We start from the raw sequence: 17,212 nt of genomic DNA, 5'->3' as shown, positions 1-17,212 counted from the left end.
TAATATGAATACATTTATTGAAATAACCGGCTTGAACCAAGAATTGTTGATTTTCTTAACTATCGATATTGCTATTGCCATTGTTTTACTCGGCGCTATGCGTTTTATCAGCGGCTTATCGGCACAAGTCAACTCAACCGATGAATTAGCCAAAGAAGATAATTTTGCCTTTGGCATTAGCGTTGCTGGTAGCGTTGCCGCTTTAGGTATTGTGCTAACGGGTGCTATTAGCGGCGAAAATGCCGATAGTTATCTAGGTGAAATTATTGGTATGGGCAGCTACGGCATATTTGGCTTGATCCTGATTAAAGTCGGCCGTGTTTTCCATGACCGCTTTGCCCTTAATCAAATTGATAAGAACGCGCAAATAAAAGCACGCAATATTACCGTAGGTATAGTGGACGCAGCCGGAGCTATTGCCACGGCGATTATTATTCGCGCTGTGTTGTTATGGGTATATGGCTTAGATATTAATACCTTTACGGCAATAACAGCCGGTTTTATTGTTTCACAAGCGATGTTGGTATTGGTTACTCGCATTAAAGAGCGTCAATACGCCGCAAATAATCAAAATGGCAGTATGCAAAGTGCCTTTGCCGATGGGCAAATTGCCTTAGCGATTCGCTATGCAGGACAAGTTATCAGTACCGCATTAGCCGTTACCGCGGCGAGTCACTTCTTGACCTATAGCCCTGAAACGCTAATGATAAACTTAATTGGTTGGTTAGTGTTTGGGATAGTGATGACATTGCTTGTGGCGGTATTAACCTCAGTTGCCAAGCGCTTAGTCCTGATGGGTATCAACTTAGTTGAGGAAGTTGACCAACAACATAATATCGGCGTTGCTTGTGTAGAAATGGCTATTAGCATTTCTATTGCATTAATTTTAACCGCGTTAATGTCATAAGCGACCACTGCCCTCATTGTTTAAACATTCAAGTGCAAATTATTGGGCTTGAATGTTTATCAATAAATTTAAATTTCAAACCTAATCTACCTTACTAAACGCCAGGAATAACCACAATGAGCGATAGAAGTCGTCTTTGGGATGATGTTCTCCTTATTTTAACCATGGCCGTATTGGCCGGCTGTGGGCTTATTTACGAATACTTGTTATCGCACTATGCCGGTCGTGTACTTGGTATTATGGAAAGTACCATTTACGCCATGATCGGCTTAATGATTGTTGCTATGGGCTTAGGTGCCTTTGCTGCTCGAAAAATACAATGCGCCTTTAATGGTTTCGTTTGGCTAGAACTTGCCATCGCTTTTCTCGGTAGCAGCTCAATTCTCATTATTGGTGGTTTGATCGCCCTCACCCAAACATTTCCCGAGATTTTAGGTCAAATGTTTAACTTACCGCCAGACGCTTATCCACGTGGAGGCTTGTTTAAGCAATTAAGCTTTATTGCTTTTAATAGCCCTTATTTTTTCGGCCTTATTCTTGGCTTTTTTATTGGTATGGAAATTCCATTAATAGCCAGAATACGAGAAGAGATCCATCAAAAGCACCTAAAGCATAATTTAGGCACGATTTATGGTGCTGATTATGTCGGCGCAGGCATTGGCGCGGCAATTTGGGTAATATTCTTGTTAACCATAGATATTAGTAAAGCCAGTGCATTGACCGCTGCGCTTAACCTATTAGCAGGCTGCATTTTCATTCTTTACTATTGGCAAAAACTAAATTGGCGTAAAACATTGATTTCAGCCCATGTTATTTTACTTTTTCTAATCATGGCAATTTATCAATTTGGCAATACTTGGTTAAGCCAAATGAGCAATTTACTATATTTAGATAACGTGGTTTATAGCGACAAGACGCGTTATCAACAGCTGACTTTTACCGAGCGAAATATGGGAGCAATGCAAGGTAAAATAATAAACTTTTACCTAAATGGTCGTTTACAGTTTTCATCGTCAGACGAATTTATTTATCATAGTTACCTAGTTAGCCCAGTTTTAGCTGGCTCTGCGCGCCATGATAATGTTTTAATTGTTGGCGGCGGCGATGGCCTAGCACTAAGAGATGTACTGCAGTGGCAGCCAAAAAAAGTCACTTTGGTTGACCTAGACGGTGAACTCATCAATATTTTTAAACAGCCAACAGAACAACTGTCTCCTCAGCTAGCTCAAAGTGTTACTGAATTAAACATGTCGAGCTTGCAGGATAAGCGAGTTGAAATTATTGCTGCAGACGCCTTTATTGCCATCGATACTTTATTGCAAAAAAATAATAGCTATGACGCCATTATTGTTGACTTACCTGATCCAAGTCATCCAGATCTTAATAAATTATATTCAGTAAACTTTTATGCGCGCTTAAAGCAATTGTTGGCGGGAGACGGTTTAATTGGCATTCAATCGGCAAGCCCTTATCATGCCAAAGATGCTTTTATTGCCATAGGTAAAACGGTGCAAGCAGCCGGTTTTTCATCAGTACAGCAATATCATGACAACGTACCGAGCTTTGGCGAATGGGGTTGGACTATTGCTAGCAAAGTCGGAGCCGCGCCGTTAACACGATTGAAAAAACTCAACGAACTGCCGGTGCCCCATCATTGGCTAACGTTACCTATGGTAATTAATGCCTTTGATTTTTCCCGTGACTTTTATAAAGATAAAGCGGCAATCCCCGTTAATTATTTGGGTAGTCATGCCATTTATCAGTTGCATCAGCAAGCTTGGCAAGACCAGCAAGGCTTAAACAATGCTCATTTACAATAACCTTCAGTGAGCTATGATAATAAAAATGAAAATAAGTTCTTGACATATTATGTCTTGATGCTAAATTAACCCTACGCGACATATTATGTCGTCAAGTAAGAAAACAGTTTTATTGTTTTTTTACGCTACTTATTTAAACATGAGGAAAAACATGAATATTCATAAGATAGCTGATTATTTGAATGCTTTGGCAGATGACTCACATACCGGGATGGTTTTTGATTGCCAACCAATTTCAGGTGAAGTTGATGTATTACAAATTACGGTATTGGGCCGTGAAGAGTTACCCATTTTTGTTTCGGTAACCGATGATCAAATTTTATGTATCACCTACCTTTGGGGTGAAGATGAAGTCAAATCAGACAAGTTAAATGAGATGCATGTCAGTATGTTAGAAATGAACATTCCCATGCCATTATCGTCATTTTCAAAAATTGGTGATAAGTATGTCATTTTTGGCGCGCTTGCCATTAGCTCAACCTTTGATGACATAGAACACGAGCTAGCAGTATTAAATAATAATGCGCTAGAAATTATTGACGATATGAGTGATTACTTAGTTTAAGCAGCTACTGTAGGAGTATTAATATGAGTATTTTTAAAAAAATTATGACCGCAATCCGTGGTAGCGCATCAGAAGTTGGTGAAGCTATTGTAGATTCAAATGCAACCCGTATATTCGAACAAGAAATTCGTGATGCAGAAAATCACCTAACTAAAGCTAAGCGCGACCTAACTGGCGTGATGGCTCAGCAAATGTCTTCAAACCGTGAAGTTGACCGTGTTAAACGTGAAATCACAGAACATGAAGGTTATGCGGTACAAGCGTTAGAAAAAGGCGATGAAACGTTAGCACTAGCGGTGGCGGAAAAAATTTCAGCCCTAGAAAGTGAATTGGCGACTCAGCAACAAGCATTAGATAGCTTTCAAGGCAATGCTGAACGTTTGAAAGAGTTAGTGAAAAAGAGCGAACGCCAAGTTGCTGAATACAAGCGTCAATTGTCTATGGTGAAAACCACAGAAAGCGTACAAAAAGCCACTTCTGCTATCACTGATAACTTTTCATCAAGCAATTCAAAACTGTTAAATGCTAAAGATTCATTAGAGCGAATTAAAGCGAAACAGCAGAAGTTTGATGATCAAATGAAAGCAGCAGAAGTTTTAGAGTCTGAAAATTCAGATAGCTCATTAGAAGCGAAGTTAAAAGAAGCCGGTATTGGTGCTACTGACAACAACGCGAATTCAGTATTAGAGCGTTTAAAAGCTAAACAAAAATAGTCAATTGAGCCTTAGTACCGCTTTTCATCTTTGATGTTAAGCGGTTTTTTAGCTTAAATTGCTCTGCATTTTAGCGTTAATATTTAGGAGAGTTTTGTGAGTTTTTTAAAACGTATGTTTAGTAAGTCAGTGCCAGAGCGAAAGCTTAACAATGTTAAAGAGCTTACATTGGGTGACATTATTGTGATGTCAGACAGTTTTGGCCTTCCTGAAGCCCTCAGAGCACAGGAATTTCAGGTTAGCGCGGTTAATAGCTATGAATACGAGCATAACACCCAAACTGAATGGGTTTTGCAGGGAAATAATGATCTACAGTTTTTTCTCACCCTAGATGAAGACGACAAAACCTATCTAAAATTTTCACTAAAAATATTGCATCAAGATGTTGAAAGCCTTTTTGATCTTGAGCAGTTCTCAACTGTCTTTGACGAACCAGGACAAGCTCAATTAGAACGCCAATCGGATAGCAATACAACATCAGGCTGGAGCGACGAACTCTACCGCCAGAGTGTTTTCGCGCAGGTTGGCTTTTTTCATCGTAAAGATCATCGTAAGAGCGCCTTGTCGCCATACGAAGGTAAAGACAGCGGTGAGCAATTTGAGCTTTATAGCCTGTATAACGAAGACCAAGACAAAGGCATTGATATTGAAGTATGGCAGGATGGTGATACTGAGGTTTTTCTCACTTTATTTAAACAAACGACAGATATTGTTGATATGTTTCCAGGAAGTTAATTGTGGCCCGTAAATTACCCGAAAAATGGCAATCATCCGTCAAAGCTGTGAAAGCGGTACAAGTGGCATTTGATATGGATGAAAAAATTCAGCTATCGATACGTAAGCAAGCCCTTGAAGCCGGCATTAGCCCGTCAGAGCAAATTCGAGACATTCTTGGGCTGCCAACGAACAAACGCCCTAAAAGACCAAGATTAACGGTTAGCTTATCACCAAATGATTATGAACTGCTGGCGGATAAATATGATCTATCGCCAGAGCAACAACTTGAAATTAAGAAGAAGTTGATGGATGATTTAATTCATTATGTCGGTGAGTCGTCAAAAGATTAACTACTGACCGCAATTTATTAAACTATCAATATATTAAAAGAGAAAATCATGATCGTTGTGCAAAAAGCCATGGAGAAAAGTAATTTATACCGCATTGATGAGTTTGGGGTAAAAAATTACAACTACGGTTTTATCGGTGCTATTTCTTTCGCCTTGTTTTTATTTTTGAATGTAACCTTGGGCTACGTTACCTACTCGGCAGAAATCGCCTTTGAAGCTTCGCCAGTGAAAAGTTATGCTGATGCTATTTGGCTAATGGTTATGTCTTCAACAACCATTGGTTTTGGCGATGTCTACCCCATCACGTTTGTTGGCAGAGCTTGTGTCTTTATTATGTTTATTCTTGGTATCGGTATATTAGGTGGTATGGGTGCTGTTTTTGTTAATAAAATATTTGGCTTTGCCGATACTAATATTAAGAATCGTGAACTGAGAAAGCAGAATGCACAAATAATTGAGCAAAATATGGCGATATCAGAAAAATTATCAACGCTTGAGCAGCGTATAGAAACATTGCTAAATAAAGAAAAGTAGCCCTCAGCTTTATTCACAATTTTAATTGAGCTTCACCCCTTAGATGTAGCGGTAAATTAAAGAATATTTCGCAAACGAAAATTTCAATTTTGTAGTCGAAGGTCAATTTGTGCCATACTGGAAATTATAATAAAAACTAATGGTAAAAATCAGTTTTAAGAATTGATAAATTATCAACATTATCATTTAACACAGGGATATCATTATGCAAATCAAAACAATAGCTCTAGCCTCATTAATTCTTGCCACCACAGGTTGTGCAAATAATTCAGCATTAGAAGACAATATCACTCGTTTAAACCAAAAAGTAGATAACTTAACAGAACAGGTCAATAGCTTGTCAGCACAAACCCAAGGTATATCTTCTGAAGTGACTGAACTTGGTGCAGCGCAAGATAAAACCAATGAAGTGGTAGCTGAAACTAAAATGGCAGTGGAAAAGGCCAACGAACGTATTGACAATATGGTTGCTAGTTTCAAGAAATAGTTAAAGCTCTCTTCACAAGCACTAAATGAACATGACTTTTAGTGCTTTTATTTCCCTCCTAATTATTAACTTAGTTCAATAAGGTCAACGTTGAGACTAAACCTTTAGGTTTATTTACTAAGCTCATTAATAATGCTTTGTTTTCTGCCGAATCTCCAACAAAACGCGTCACGGCATCCGTTATAGTTGATGGTGCGATACTGTTATCATCGAGAGATAACGGACTATGTACTTCAATAATTTTCTGCTCAAGCTCGTAGGACATCTTAATCGGCTGACTAACAATTCGTACCGGCGTATTACTTTTTACATTGTCATATAACCACTTAATATCTTCATCATACAGCCTAATGCAGCCAGAGCTTGCTCGCATGCCAATACCAAACCTTTGATTTGAACCATGCAACAAATAGACGCTTGTGCCAAGTCTTAAGGCATACTGGCCAAATGGGTTGTTCGGCCCCGCGGGTACGACATCAGACAAATGTTTACCGTGCTCAGCAAAGTACCTAGCTTTCATGTCTTTAGTCGGGCGCCATGTTGGATTTTTTCTTTTTTCTCCGATATAACTGATTGTTTTAGGCGTCGACAAACCTTGTCGGCCAATACCAACCGGAAAAACATGAACACGATTTTCATCTGGTGGAAAGTAGTACAAGCGTAATTCAGGTAAATTGATAATGATGCCTTCTCGTTTACCATAAGGCAGTATCATTTCACTAGGAATAATAAGTTGCTGCCCAATGGCAGGTAAAAAAGGATCAACATTAGGGTTAGCTGCCATTAACGCCAGAAAACCAACATCATACTGTTCAGCAACCTTTTGAAAGTAATCGCCCTTTTCTACTGTATGATATTGCAACTTGCCAATTAATCGAGAGTTTTCATTAGGTAAGGTATATTCTGCAGCATAACTAGCAGAGATAAAGAACAAGCCAATGATAAATAATGTGCAAGAAGGTAAGATTTTAGTGATTTTAAACAAAGCGCTTCCATAGTGACTATCAGTGTTTAGAGATACAAGCGAAATATTGCCACCGTTGAATATCGGGCTAGCATCTCGCTTGTCATTAAAAATATTAATATGGTCTTTTAATTTACCTCAAGCCAATAAGGTGTCATTGCGGTCGCCATAGCTTTAGTATTGTCTAACGCTATTAATAAGCCTTCAACTTTACTATTTTGCCACAACACCAATTTTTTAGGAGGTTCATCAAGCTTTTCAAGCTGTTGTTGAATTATCCATAATGATTGCAGCTCACTGATTCCTTGCTGTAAATCTAACCAAGGACGGCGAAAATTATCACACAATTCACTATCAAATAGTCCTGACAGCCAAGTTCCGGTTAGCAAGCTGCGATAAAGTAACTTACTTTGCGCGATATATTGCTCACAATTAAAACTTAGCGAGCTTTTCATCTCTAGGCTAATTTCACCTAAACTAAATTGAATTTTATCTTGCGCGAATTTTATAAGGGCTATGCGTTTTTCATCACTAGCCGGTGAATTAACATTTGCCCTCGATAAATAAACCTTTAGCAGAGATAGTTGTAGCATGTTAAATCGACTGCTATGCAAAAGCTCACTAATATCATCGGCATTTGGAAAGCGCCGTTTGGCAATTTTAAGTTGCTCAATAAGCTGGCAACTATAATCTAATTTTTTACGATAATTGCCGGTTTTATTGGTAAGCTCTTGCAGATGAATTGCGTTATCGACCCATGCAAGTAAATGGATAAAGTGGCTTAACTCAGTTCGCAACGATTTAATTTGTTCAGGTAAGTGTTCGTCAAATAACCAAAAGCCATGACGAAGAATAGCCAGATTAGCTTTAATGGTGGCTAACTCGGTTAAAGACTCTGTGGTCAAATATAGTGCAATATTTTGTTGTAGCTCCGTCAAGCCTTTGTTTAACCCTAAGGTAAAAGCTTGCTCAATTGAATTAGTGTCAGAGTTACAAATAAATAGCGGCGCATGAATAGCTTCTAAATGATCATTTTTCCATAATGCATAACCGCGTGCCGCCTTACTTTTAAGCCCTGGGCGCATTAATAAATCACTAAACAATACCTCCACTAGAGAAAACAATGCCTTAGCATTACCTTTAACCAGTTCAAGTTCAATTTCACAAATATGCTCAGTTTTTTCACCACTTGCGATGACGCCTTGATCAAACGCAACTTCTACTTCATTGCCTTCATGATCACTAACCAACCAAATGCAGCGCTTAAAGTCAGTACTAAAAAGCGTTATCAAACTATCTTGTATTTTTTCTACTGCCTTTGTTGAAGGCCAAATATGATTAGGAAAGAGTGATAAAACAGGGAAATTGCCTTCAATATCAACATTAAACTCAGGTCGGCTGTGTAAGCCCCCAACCACTTGCCCAGCAGTTTTAATAGTTTGTTCAATATGAAGCTGATCGCGGCGTATTCTAAGCCCCATATCTAATTTACGCAATTGCAGATCAGGGGTATCAAAATAGCAGTTAGCAAGCTGTTTTTCTTGGTAATTAAATTGAATATTTTTTCGCTTAAATATTTCACTCATTGTCTCGGCTATATTATCGCCAAGCACTAAATATTTAAGTTCTATTTCGGTCGTCATACTTTTCCAATACTATTTATAAATCAATATTATCCGCCTAAAAACTAGCAATAATAGACTAATTTGGCAAAATATTTACCTCAATCTTACATGATAAATATTTTATATCAAAAATCTCATTAATCTAAGCAATCATCACTTGCTATCATTACAGCAAAGTCCTACTATCTTTGCCATTCACTGTTTAAATGGCGCTACCGGTTACTTAATGATGAACATAAAACAAATCACCCTTACTATATTATGCTCAATTTCCTTCTTTTCTCTGGCTGAAGAAACTGAAAACACCACAACAGAAGGCTATATCTCTGAAAACTTATTTGTCTATATGCACTCTGGTGCCGGCAAAAATTATCGTATTTTAGGCACAATAAATTCCGGTGATAAAGTTCAGTTAACGGGTGAAAGTGATAACAATTACAGTCAAGTGATTACAGATAAAGACAAAACGGGCTGGATTGAAAGCCAACATGTTTCAACAAAGCCAGGCATGCGTTATATAATTGCAGATTTAAACGAAAAATTAGCTAGCTTTCAAGCGCAAAGTAGCGACGTTGATGCTCAACTTGAAAACTCTCGAAGCCAAATTGATTCCCTTAAATCCGAACGTAGTGAGTTACAAAATAGCATTGCGGCATTGAATATGGAATTAACACAAACGAAGTCTCAGCTGAAAAACCAAGACACGGATATTAAAAAGCAGTGGTTTTTTAATGGCGCCATCGTTTTAGGAATTGGCTTGCTTTTAGGCTTAATCGTTCCGCGTCTATTTTCAAGAAAGAAAAGCAATATGGAAAGTTGGGGCTAATTTTTAGTCGTTCACTTATATTTAAACTCTATGAAAATTATTTTTGATGTCTTACATTTATATTATCTACCTCAGTACTTACCTGTATACCATCGATTAATACATGAAAATGCAGGTGAAGCTACATTTGTTTTTTATCATGGAATTCATGACGAAGTAATTGAATCGATAATTTCTAACGAAAACCTTTCCTATGTTTGGGTGAATGATGCCTCAGAAGCAACTGAATTTTATATCAAAGAAAAAGCTGATTGGGTATTTTTTGCTAACTCCTTTAGTTATTTGGATAAAGTACATCAAGTAAGTAAATCAGTACAGTTAGGGCATGGCATAGGACCAAAAGCAAGTTACTATACTAAATCTAACACACCAACAACCGTCCGTTTTGTTGAGGGAAGTTACCGTACGAAGCGATTAACTTCTATGTACCCTAATGACCGCTTTGTTGATGTAGGTTTTTGTAAATTAGACCCTATCATTAACAATGATATACGAACATGCGTGCTTGCAGACTATGGATTGGATTCTAAGAAGAAAACCCTACTTTATGCACCAACCTTTTATCCTAGCAGCATAGAGCGTTTTGCCGATAATTGGCCAGAACTTTTTAGCCAATATAATATTATTATAAAACCGCATTACTTTTCTCTATCAAAAGAAGCCTATAAAGAACAACGCAAACTTTTAGAACACTGGAATCACTTTGATAACGTCTATTTAGCTAAAGTTAATGATTATTCATTAGTGCCTTTTATGGCATTAGCTGATGTGCTAATTAGTGATGCTTCATCTGCATTATTTGAATTTGTAGCTTTGAATAAACCTGTTATTTGGTGCGACTTTTTAAAACTTAGATGGAGTTATAGAGGTATTTTTTCTTACCGGTTTAAAAAGCGCATGGATCAGGACTATGGCGAATATGCCGATGTTGCAGTTCATGCAAAATCATTTAAAGATCTCGAAAAGTTAGTAGCTCAACAGTTAGACAAGCCTGAAGAATTAGAAAAAATTAGACTTAGTATGACAGAGAAGTTATGCGGAAAAGTAGATGGTCAAGCAAGTAAGAGAATCATCCAATACCTGCGTGAACAAACCTAGCACTTAGTGGTCTGAGTTTTTACGCTAACATTCATTTAATTGATTGTGTAAATTTATTTAACTTCTCTGAAAACCTAATTACTGGATATTTTATGAAAAAAATTGGCTACACTACAGGCGTATTTGACCTTTTCCATATTGGCCACTTAAATGTCCTCAAACGTGCAAAATTAGAGTGTGATTACCTAATTGTTGGTGTGACTAGTGATGAACTATCAATGTCGGTGAAAAATAAAAAGCCAGTGATCCCTTTTCAAGAACGCATGGAAATTGTTGAAGCAATTAAATTTGTTGATGAAGTTGTTCCTCAAGTAAATTACAACAAAGAAGAGGCATGGAATAACCTTAAATTCGACATGATGTTTGTTGGCGATGACTGGAAAGGGACTGATAAGTGGAATCAAATTGAAAAAGACTTCAAAGAATTTGGCGTTGAAATTATGTATTTTCCATATACATCGCACACATCTAGTACAATATTACGTAACGTTTTAAGTAAAATATAACTAAGTTCATAATCATCCAGGTTAATTCAACACATATGAAAAAAATAAATCTTTCAGTGGCAATACTTCCACTAATTTTAAGCTCTCAATTAAATGCTGAACCTTGGATAGATACCTCAAATATATTTCTTCGCTCTAATATTCAGTTATTAGCTGATACAGGGCTGATTAAGACACCTGTAAATACATTTCCTCTTATGTGGCATGATATTGTTCGCGATTTAAAAGTAATACAGTTAGAGAACTTAACTGATAAGCAAAAAAATGCCTATAGCTATGTTAATCATCAACTACGATTAGCAAAGCAAAGTCAAAAAATATTAAAAACTAATATTGCCTCAGATAACAAGCGATTTACAAGTTATGGTGATAGCTTCAGAGACAATAATTCAATAACATTTAGTTCAAGTTTCATGACAGATTCATTGGCAGTTAATATCACGTCAAACTATACAAACTCACCCAGTGATGATGATAACGTTCGATTAGATGGCAGTTACGTTGCTGCATTCATGGGGAATTGGGTGTTTTCAGCTGGAAAGCAAGATCGTTGGTGGGGCCCATCTTGGGACACTAGTTTAAGTATTACCAATAATGCTCGTCCTATGCCTGCATTAGCTATATCAAGAAAGTCCGCAATAGGGTTTGAGCTTCCTTTTACCGAACACAGCATTCCATGGACGGTAACATCTTTTATGGGCATACTGGATGATGATAGAGTAATTAATGATGCGCTCTTATGGGGATTTAGGCTTAACTTTAAACCTGCTGATAATTGGGAGCTTGGTATAACCCGCCTCGCACAATGGTCAGGAGATGGTAGGCCAAGTGATCTAGGTACATTCTGGAAAGTATTAAAAGGTGAAGACAACTGCGGCGGCAATGGGCCAACGATAGAAGAGTGTCAAAACGGAGAAGAACCCGGTAACCAATTGGCTGGCTATGATATACGTTGGTCGTCAAGCATATTACAGCAACCTTTATCAATATACTTTTCCATGTTTGCAGAAGACGGAGATCGAAAAGGCGGCTTAAGTCTTTTCGGTGAAGAACGTTATCAAATAGGTTTAGATACCTCTATAAACTTTTTAAATAACGACTGGCGTATTTACCTTGAAGGCACTGACACGTATGCGTTGTGTAGTGATGGTGTAAATGGCGACGGTACTAGTAAAATTGGCGATTGCTATTACGAGCACTCAATATATAAAACTGGAATGCGTTATAAAGGACGAAGTATTGGTAGTAGCTACGAAAATGATGCCAGCACACTTGTCTTAGGGATGATTTCTCAAGGTACTGGTGAAACAAACTATGAGTTTAAGTTTCGCTGGCTGCAGCTTAATAAAGATAATAGTGATCGAGCACCAGATAACGATCAAATAGGCAATACTGTCACCGAGATCGCAGAAAACGTTCTTATGCTATCAAGCAAAGTTCAACATAATTATAGGAACTGGCGTTTTACTATTGGAGCTGATATCAGTCAATCAGAATTTGACAACGATATAAATACTAAAAATGATATTAATGCCTACTTTAACGTCGAATATAACCTATAAATGAGCTATTTTTGCGGCGTGTACACGCCGCAAAAAAAATATAATCAATATCTATTTCCAACGATAGTATTTCAATTTTTTACGAATTTTCAATCGTCGTATTAAATTTAGCGGTTTCTTTTTCAAATGCTCTACACCGCTATCGATGAGCGACTCAATCGCTTGCAATACACGTTCGCTCGACCTTCCATCTTTGTAAGGATGAATCGCTTGACCATGCTCAATCACCTTACTTAATTGTTCGGCATTATTAAATATGGCCCGCCTAATCAAATCAGATAGTAATTCTGCTTGTTGAAAATTAAGCATCCATGATTCGGGTCTACGGTTTTTATATGCGATAGCCAATTTTCCTTGCAATGAAAATTCAGCTAAAATTGAAGAGGTATCTGAAACTATAATATCGGCGGCTTGTAAAATAGGAATAATATCTCCCGTTTCAATAAAGCGTAACTTTTCGCCAGCAAGCGCTTTATACATAGATATTTCTTCTTTCGTGGCTTTTGGGTGTAACTTAACAATCCAGTGCCAATTTTCTTCTTCTAATAGCTTCTGAATGTAGGGGTATAAAGCATATGTACTTGTTAGCTTAGGTGAGAAGGTTGGCGCATAGAGTATTAAAGGCTGTTCGCTTTGATATTTTTCAGTATCTACATGGCGTTTAAACAACGGATCTAGTTTTGACCACCCTGTTTCAATAATTTCACAAGTACCATCTGCAATATTTTTAAATGCTTTAGTAATATTCGGCCCTTGGGTGCAATACAAATCAAAAAAACCACGGATATTAAATTTATTTTTTTTTCCTGAATCAAAACCATGAAATACCTGAACTTTAATACCCGGAAAAAAGTCAGGAATAAAATTCCCGGGTGCTAATGTAGCATGAGCTCTGTAATCTTTTACCTGTTTAATATTAAGCAAACGTTGATCACTAGCTAACAGAAAATTTTCGGCTTCACTACCGCTAGGTATAAACCATGCGACATCACCGCCAACCTTTTCAATAGCTTTTTGAATAGGCCTTAGCACGCTAAAGGAGTATGATAACGTTACATAAAATAAATATCGTTTGTGGTTACTATTGTTATTTTTACTCTTCAACCGTTCAGACACTTTTTATGCTCTCTTCTCTCTACATTAAACCATTAATGATACGTCAATTTTTCTCTAGCTAGCAATAGGTTTTATACTTCCAATACCCATATATTCAATAACTTATCAACTCATGAAGCAAACACTATAACTTATTAATATGTTACCTCGATAATATTAAACGACTAAACGTTTTGCACGTCAAAAACATTCGGTTACGTACAAGGTTCAAATTACTAACAGCTAATACCGAAGTTTTTCATAATGCTATGAACAATCTGATTACGATAATTCAGCAAGGTAATAAAATATATTTCATATTATTTACAATCACTTAAGTTAAAATCATCAATTACCAATATCTCGGGATAATTACAGTTATTATGATTTGCTATTACAAATTGAAACATTGCCTAAAAGCTCCGTATGGTAAAATCATGTTTTAAAATAACAGCATCTATTATTTCAATGTCGCAAAAATTTAAGGTTTTATTTATCCCTGTTTCTGCTGCAAAAGGCTCTGGTGAATATCAGCGATCTTTATTATTAGCAAATGAGCTTAAAACGTCTTTTGGTGACAATATTGATATTCGTTTTGTCATCAATACTCAAGCTATTTACGCTGAAAAAGTGCCATTTCAAACTTATTTACTAAATGCTTCTGCAACAGTTAAACCGAAAGAATTACATAAAATACTTGCAGACTTCAAACCCGATTTGGCGTTATTTGATAGCGCAGGAAGGGTCAAAAGCTACCAATATGCCAAAAGCATAGGGTGCCAAGTTGCTCTTGTTGTTAGCCGACCTAAAAAACGTTCAAAGGCCCTTTCTATTAGAGTCGCAAAACACCTAGACTTAGTCATTTCTACATCGCACTTACCAAGCTTATGTCAGCTAACTTTAAAGGAAAAAATGATCCAAACCATATATAAAAACTTAAAAATAGTTATGGTAAATGCGCTTTTTAAATCTCCAAATCCAAAAGAGGTGAATCCCTCACTTCCTTGTTCTGAAAAGTATTGCTTTTTATTTCTTACCGGCGGAAAGTTTATTTATAATAATATAGACGTTCCTGCATTAACAAAAGAAACAGCGAAGGAAATCGCCAGCCAAAGCCAACTAAAATGTGTCATGATTAACCCTAAAGTTAACGATATCAGCATTAAAAATAATGTTATTTCGATGCCAATACAAAATAATGAAAACTTTATACGCTTAATAACACAAGCTGAAAGTTGCGTCGTTGGTACAGGCGCTGTAGCAGCACAAGTACTAGCGCTAAATAAACCTTCCGTTATGGTGGCAACATCAAAAACAGGAGAGAAATACCTTAACGACTATCAATCACTAGGTGTAACTACACCAGCTTCGTTATCTGCTAATGATATTGCTGCACAAGTTAAATACCTGCTTACTAAACCAAATAAATTGAAACAGGAAGAAAATAGGCAAAATAATACTTTTTCAAATGGTTTCGATTCTGCAACTCAAGCAATTAAAGAATTACTATTGGCTTAAGATATAAAATAATTGCATAACATTTTTCGTTGACAACAAGTAAAAAAATACGCTATTAATAACCCACTAGCTATTTATTATTCCATTTTAAGAGTTTCGCAAAATAAACATGAAGCAATTTATTAACAATATTCGAATTAACCTCCTCCTCGTATTTTCCATGCGTGGCTAGGTTTTTATTGCTTAAAATAAATAGATAACAAATAAAACACTAAACCCGCGCTAATAACCGCGGGTTTTTTTATGCCCGTAACCTAGCGTTAAAACTTTAGCAATCAGGACAACACATGGGCACACAAGACAATAATAAAGTTATTATTTTTGACACCACTTTACGTGATGGTGAACAAGCTTTGAACGCCAGTTTATCTGTGCATGAAAAGTTGCAAATTGCACACGCAATAGAGCGCTTAGGTGTAGATATCATGGAAGTCGGTTTCCCCGTTTCATCGCCGGGTGATTTTCAATCGGTGCAAGAGATTGCTCGCACGGTTAAAAATTCTCGCGTTTGTGCTCTAGCGCGCGCTGTAAAAGCCGATATTAAAGCCTGTGCTGATGCTTTGAAACCCGCCGAACAATTTCGTATTCATACCTTTATTTCCACCTCAGATGTTCACGTTCAACAAAAATTGAAAAAAGACTTTGCTGACGTTGAGGCGATGGCTATTCACGCGGTTAAATATGCTCGAAAGTTTACTGATGATGTTGAATTTTCCTGTGAAGACGCCGGCCGTACACCAATAGACAACTTATGTCGCATGGTTGAACAAGCCATCAAAGCAGGCGCAACTACCGTAAATATTCCAGATACGGTTGGTTACACCCTGCCGAATGAGTTTGGCGGTATTATCACTGATTTATTTAATCGCGTACCAAATATTGATCAGGCCGTGATCTCAGTGCATTGTCATAATGACTTGGGCTTAGCGGTGGCAAACTCTATGTCTGCAGTACAAGCAGGCGCCAGACAAATTGAATGTACCATAAACGGCATTGGTGAACGCGCTGGCAACTGTTCGCTTGAAGAAGTGGCGATGATCATGAAAACTCGTCAAGAGTTGTTAGGTGTACATACGCAAATCAATCACCAAGAAATCGCCCGCACCTCAAAGTTAGTCAGCGAACTTTGTAATATGCCAGTGCAGTTAAACAAAGCTATTGTCGGCGGAAATGCCTTTAGTCACTCTTCTGGTATCCATCAAGACGGTATGTTAAAAGCCAGTAATACCTATGAAATTATGACGCCAGAAAGTGTCGGTATCAGCAAAACTAAACTGAACTTAACCTCACGCAGTGGTCGCCATGTTATTAAACACCGCATGGAGAGTTTAGGCTACCAAGAGTCTGATTATGAACTTGAGCAACTTTACGCTGATTTCTTAGCCTTAGCGGATAAAAAAGGTCAAGTATTTGATGATGATTTAGAAGCATTATTGTTCAACATTCAACAACAAGATCAGCAAGATCATTACCACTTACAAACCTTAAATGTGCAAAGTGGTGGCAATGAATTTTCTACTTCAAGTATCAAACTTGCTATCGGCGATGAACATCAAATTATCTCTGCAACAGGTAATGGCCCTGTCGATGCCCTTTATCGCGCCATCAAAAAGGCCGTAGATATTAATTTTGAAGTCAGTGATTACAAAATTTCAAACAAAGGTGAAGGCGAAGATGGCTTAGGTAAAGCCGACATTGTCGTTTCATGGCAAGGTCGGAACTTCCATGGTTATGGCTTAGATACTGACGTTATTAAAGCCTCGGGTAACGCCTTAGTTAATGCCCTTAACGGTATTCATCGCGCAATCACTATCGCAGAGTTAAAAACTGAGCTTGAAACAGAGCGTGAAAGTGAACTAAAAAAAGAAGCCAGCACTAACCAGCCGTAATGTCAGATGACATTCAGCAAATAAAATAACTTTATA

Annotated in this window: 17 protein-coding genes; 14 read left to right on the top strand and 3 right to left on the bottom strand. The window is 37.4% G+C overall.

All coding sequences use genetic code 11. From position 1 onward, the window contains the following. Positions 1–4 precede the first annotated feature (4 nt). The 8 genes from AC27JP_RS13780 (at position 5) to AC27JP_RS13745 (ending at position 6,093) form a co-directional block, all read left to right on the top strand. On the top strand, positions 5–907 hold the full coding sequence (locus tag AC27JP_RS13780; RefSeq protein WP_487116044.1) for a DUF350 domain-containing protein: 903 nt from the start codon (positions 5–7) through the stop codon (positions 905–907). Between the two features lie 116 nt (positions 908–1,023). Continuing rightward, entirely contained in the window at positions 1,024–2,727 is a 1,704-nt protein-coding gene (locus AC27JP_RS13775; protein ID WP_487116042.1) for a polyamine aminopropyltransferase, read from the top strand. Between the two features lie 151 nt (positions 2,728–2,878). Further along, positions 2,879–3,292 carry a YjfI family protein gene (locus AC27JP_RS13770; RefSeq protein ID WP_487116040.1) on the top strand — a complete coding sequence of 138 codons (414 nt, stop codon included), beginning with the start codon at positions 2,879–2,881 and terminating at the stop codon, positions 3,290–3,292. A 23-nt stretch (positions 3,293–3,315) separates the two neighbouring features. Next, the gene (locus tag AC27JP_RS13765; RefSeq protein ID WP_487116038.1) at positions 3,316–4,005 is read left to right on the top strand and encodes a PspA/IM30 family protein; all 690 of its coding nucleotides are present in this window, start codon (positions 3,316–3,318) and stop codon (positions 4,003–4,005) included. A gap of 96 nt (positions 4,006–4,101) precedes the next feature. Next, entirely contained in the window at positions 4,102–4,740 is a 639-nt protein-coding gene (locus tag AC27JP_RS13760; RefSeq protein ID WP_487116036.1) for a hypothetical protein, read from the top strand. Positions 4,741–4,742: 2 nt separating this feature from the next. Continuing rightward, positions 4,743–5,072, top strand: a complete 330-nt coding sequence (locus AC27JP_RS13755; RefSeq protein ID WP_487116034.1) for a hypothetical protein — start codon at positions 4,743–4,745, stop codon at positions 5,070–5,072. A 48-nt stretch (positions 5,073–5,120) separates the two neighbouring features. Then, positions 5,121–5,606 carry an ion channel gene (locus tag AC27JP_RS13750; protein ID WP_487116032.1) on the top strand — a complete coding sequence of 162 codons (486 nt, stop codon included), beginning with the start codon at positions 5,121–5,123 and terminating at the stop codon, positions 5,604–5,606. A gap of 205 nt (positions 5,607–5,811) precedes the next feature. Then, entirely contained in the window at positions 5,812–6,093 is a 282-nt protein-coding gene (locus AC27JP_RS13745) for an LPP leucine zipper domain-containing protein (RefSeq protein WP_487116030.1), read from the top strand. A 70-nt stretch (positions 6,094–6,163) separates the two neighbouring features. Here the strand turns inward: AC27JP_RS13745 and AC27JP_RS13740 are convergent, their stop codons facing one another. Both AC27JP_RS13740 and AC27JP_RS13735 read right to left on the bottom strand, forming a co-directional pair. Then, complete coding sequence (locus tag AC27JP_RS13740) at positions 6,164–7,078, bottom strand: L,D-transpeptidase family protein (protein ID WP_487116028.1); 915 nt, start codon at positions 7,076–7,078, stop codon at positions 6,164–6,166. A 107-nt stretch (positions 7,079–7,185) separates the two neighbouring features. Beyond that, a complete protein-coding gene (locus AC27JP_RS13735) occupies positions 7,186–8,700 on the bottom strand; it encodes a CYTH domain-containing protein (protein WP_487116026.1) in 1,515 nt (504 codons plus the stop codon). A 208-nt stretch (positions 8,701–8,908) separates the two neighbouring features. On the opposite strand from AC27JP_RS13735, the gene AC27JP_RS13730 reads away from it, so the two are divergent. The 4 genes from AC27JP_RS13730 (at position 8,909) to AC27JP_RS13715 (ending at position 12,674) form a co-directional block, all read left to right on the top strand. Continuing rightward, complete coding sequence (locus tag AC27JP_RS13730; protein WP_487116024.1) at positions 8,909–9,508, top strand: TIGR04211 family SH3 domain-containing protein; 600 nt, start codon at positions 8,909–8,911, stop codon at positions 9,506–9,508. A gap of 30 nt (positions 9,509–9,538) precedes the next feature. After that, entirely contained in the window at positions 9,539–10,606 is a 1,068-nt protein-coding gene (locus tag AC27JP_RS13725; RefSeq protein ID WP_487116022.1) for a CDP-glycerol glycerophosphotransferase family protein, read from the top strand. Positions 10,607–10,698: 92 nt separating this feature from the next. Further along, the gene (locus AC27JP_RS13720) at positions 10,699–11,112 is read left to right on the top strand and encodes an FAD synthase family protein (RefSeq protein WP_487116020.1); all 414 of its coding nucleotides are present in this window, start codon (positions 10,699–10,701) and stop codon (positions 11,110–11,112) included. A 35-nt stretch (positions 11,113–11,147) separates the two neighbouring features. After that, positions 11,148–12,674: a capsule assembly Wzi family protein gene (locus tag AC27JP_RS13715; protein WP_487116018.1), complete on the top strand. Its 1,527-nt coding sequence runs from the start codon at positions 11,148–11,150 to the stop codon at positions 12,672–12,674. A gap of 51 nt (positions 12,675–12,725) precedes the next feature. Here AC27JP_RS13715 and AC27JP_RS13710 read toward each other — a convergent pair whose 3' ends face one another. Then, on the bottom strand, positions 12,726–13,790 hold the full coding sequence (locus AC27JP_RS13710) for a CDP-glycerol glycerophosphotransferase family protein (protein ID WP_487116016.1): 1,065 nt from the start codon (positions 13,788–13,790) through the stop codon (positions 12,726–12,728). A gap of 447 nt (positions 13,791–14,237) precedes the next feature. Here AC27JP_RS13710 and AC27JP_RS13705 point away from each other — a divergent pair, with 447 nt between their 5' ends. Together AC27JP_RS13705 and leuA are read left to right on the top strand one after the other, a co-directional pair. Beyond that, positions 14,238–15,287 (top strand): hypothetical protein, encoded by a 1,050-nt coding sequence (locus AC27JP_RS13705; protein WP_487116014.1) that lies wholly within the window; start codon positions 14,238–14,240, stop codon positions 15,285–15,287. Between the two features lie 287 nt (positions 15,288–15,574). Further along, positions 15,575–17,176, top strand: a complete 1,602-nt coding sequence (gene leuA, locus AC27JP_RS13700; protein ID WP_487116012.1) for a 2-isopropylmalate synthase — start codon at positions 15,575–15,577, stop codon at positions 17,174–17,176. Positions 17,177–17,212: the final 36 nt, after the last annotated feature.

The sequence above is a fragment of the Colwellia sp. SU-HH01172 genome (assembly GCF_057553355.1).
The sequence above is the reverse complement of the archived record's forward strand: the minus strand, read 5'-3'. Positions and strand labels throughout refer to the sequence as shown.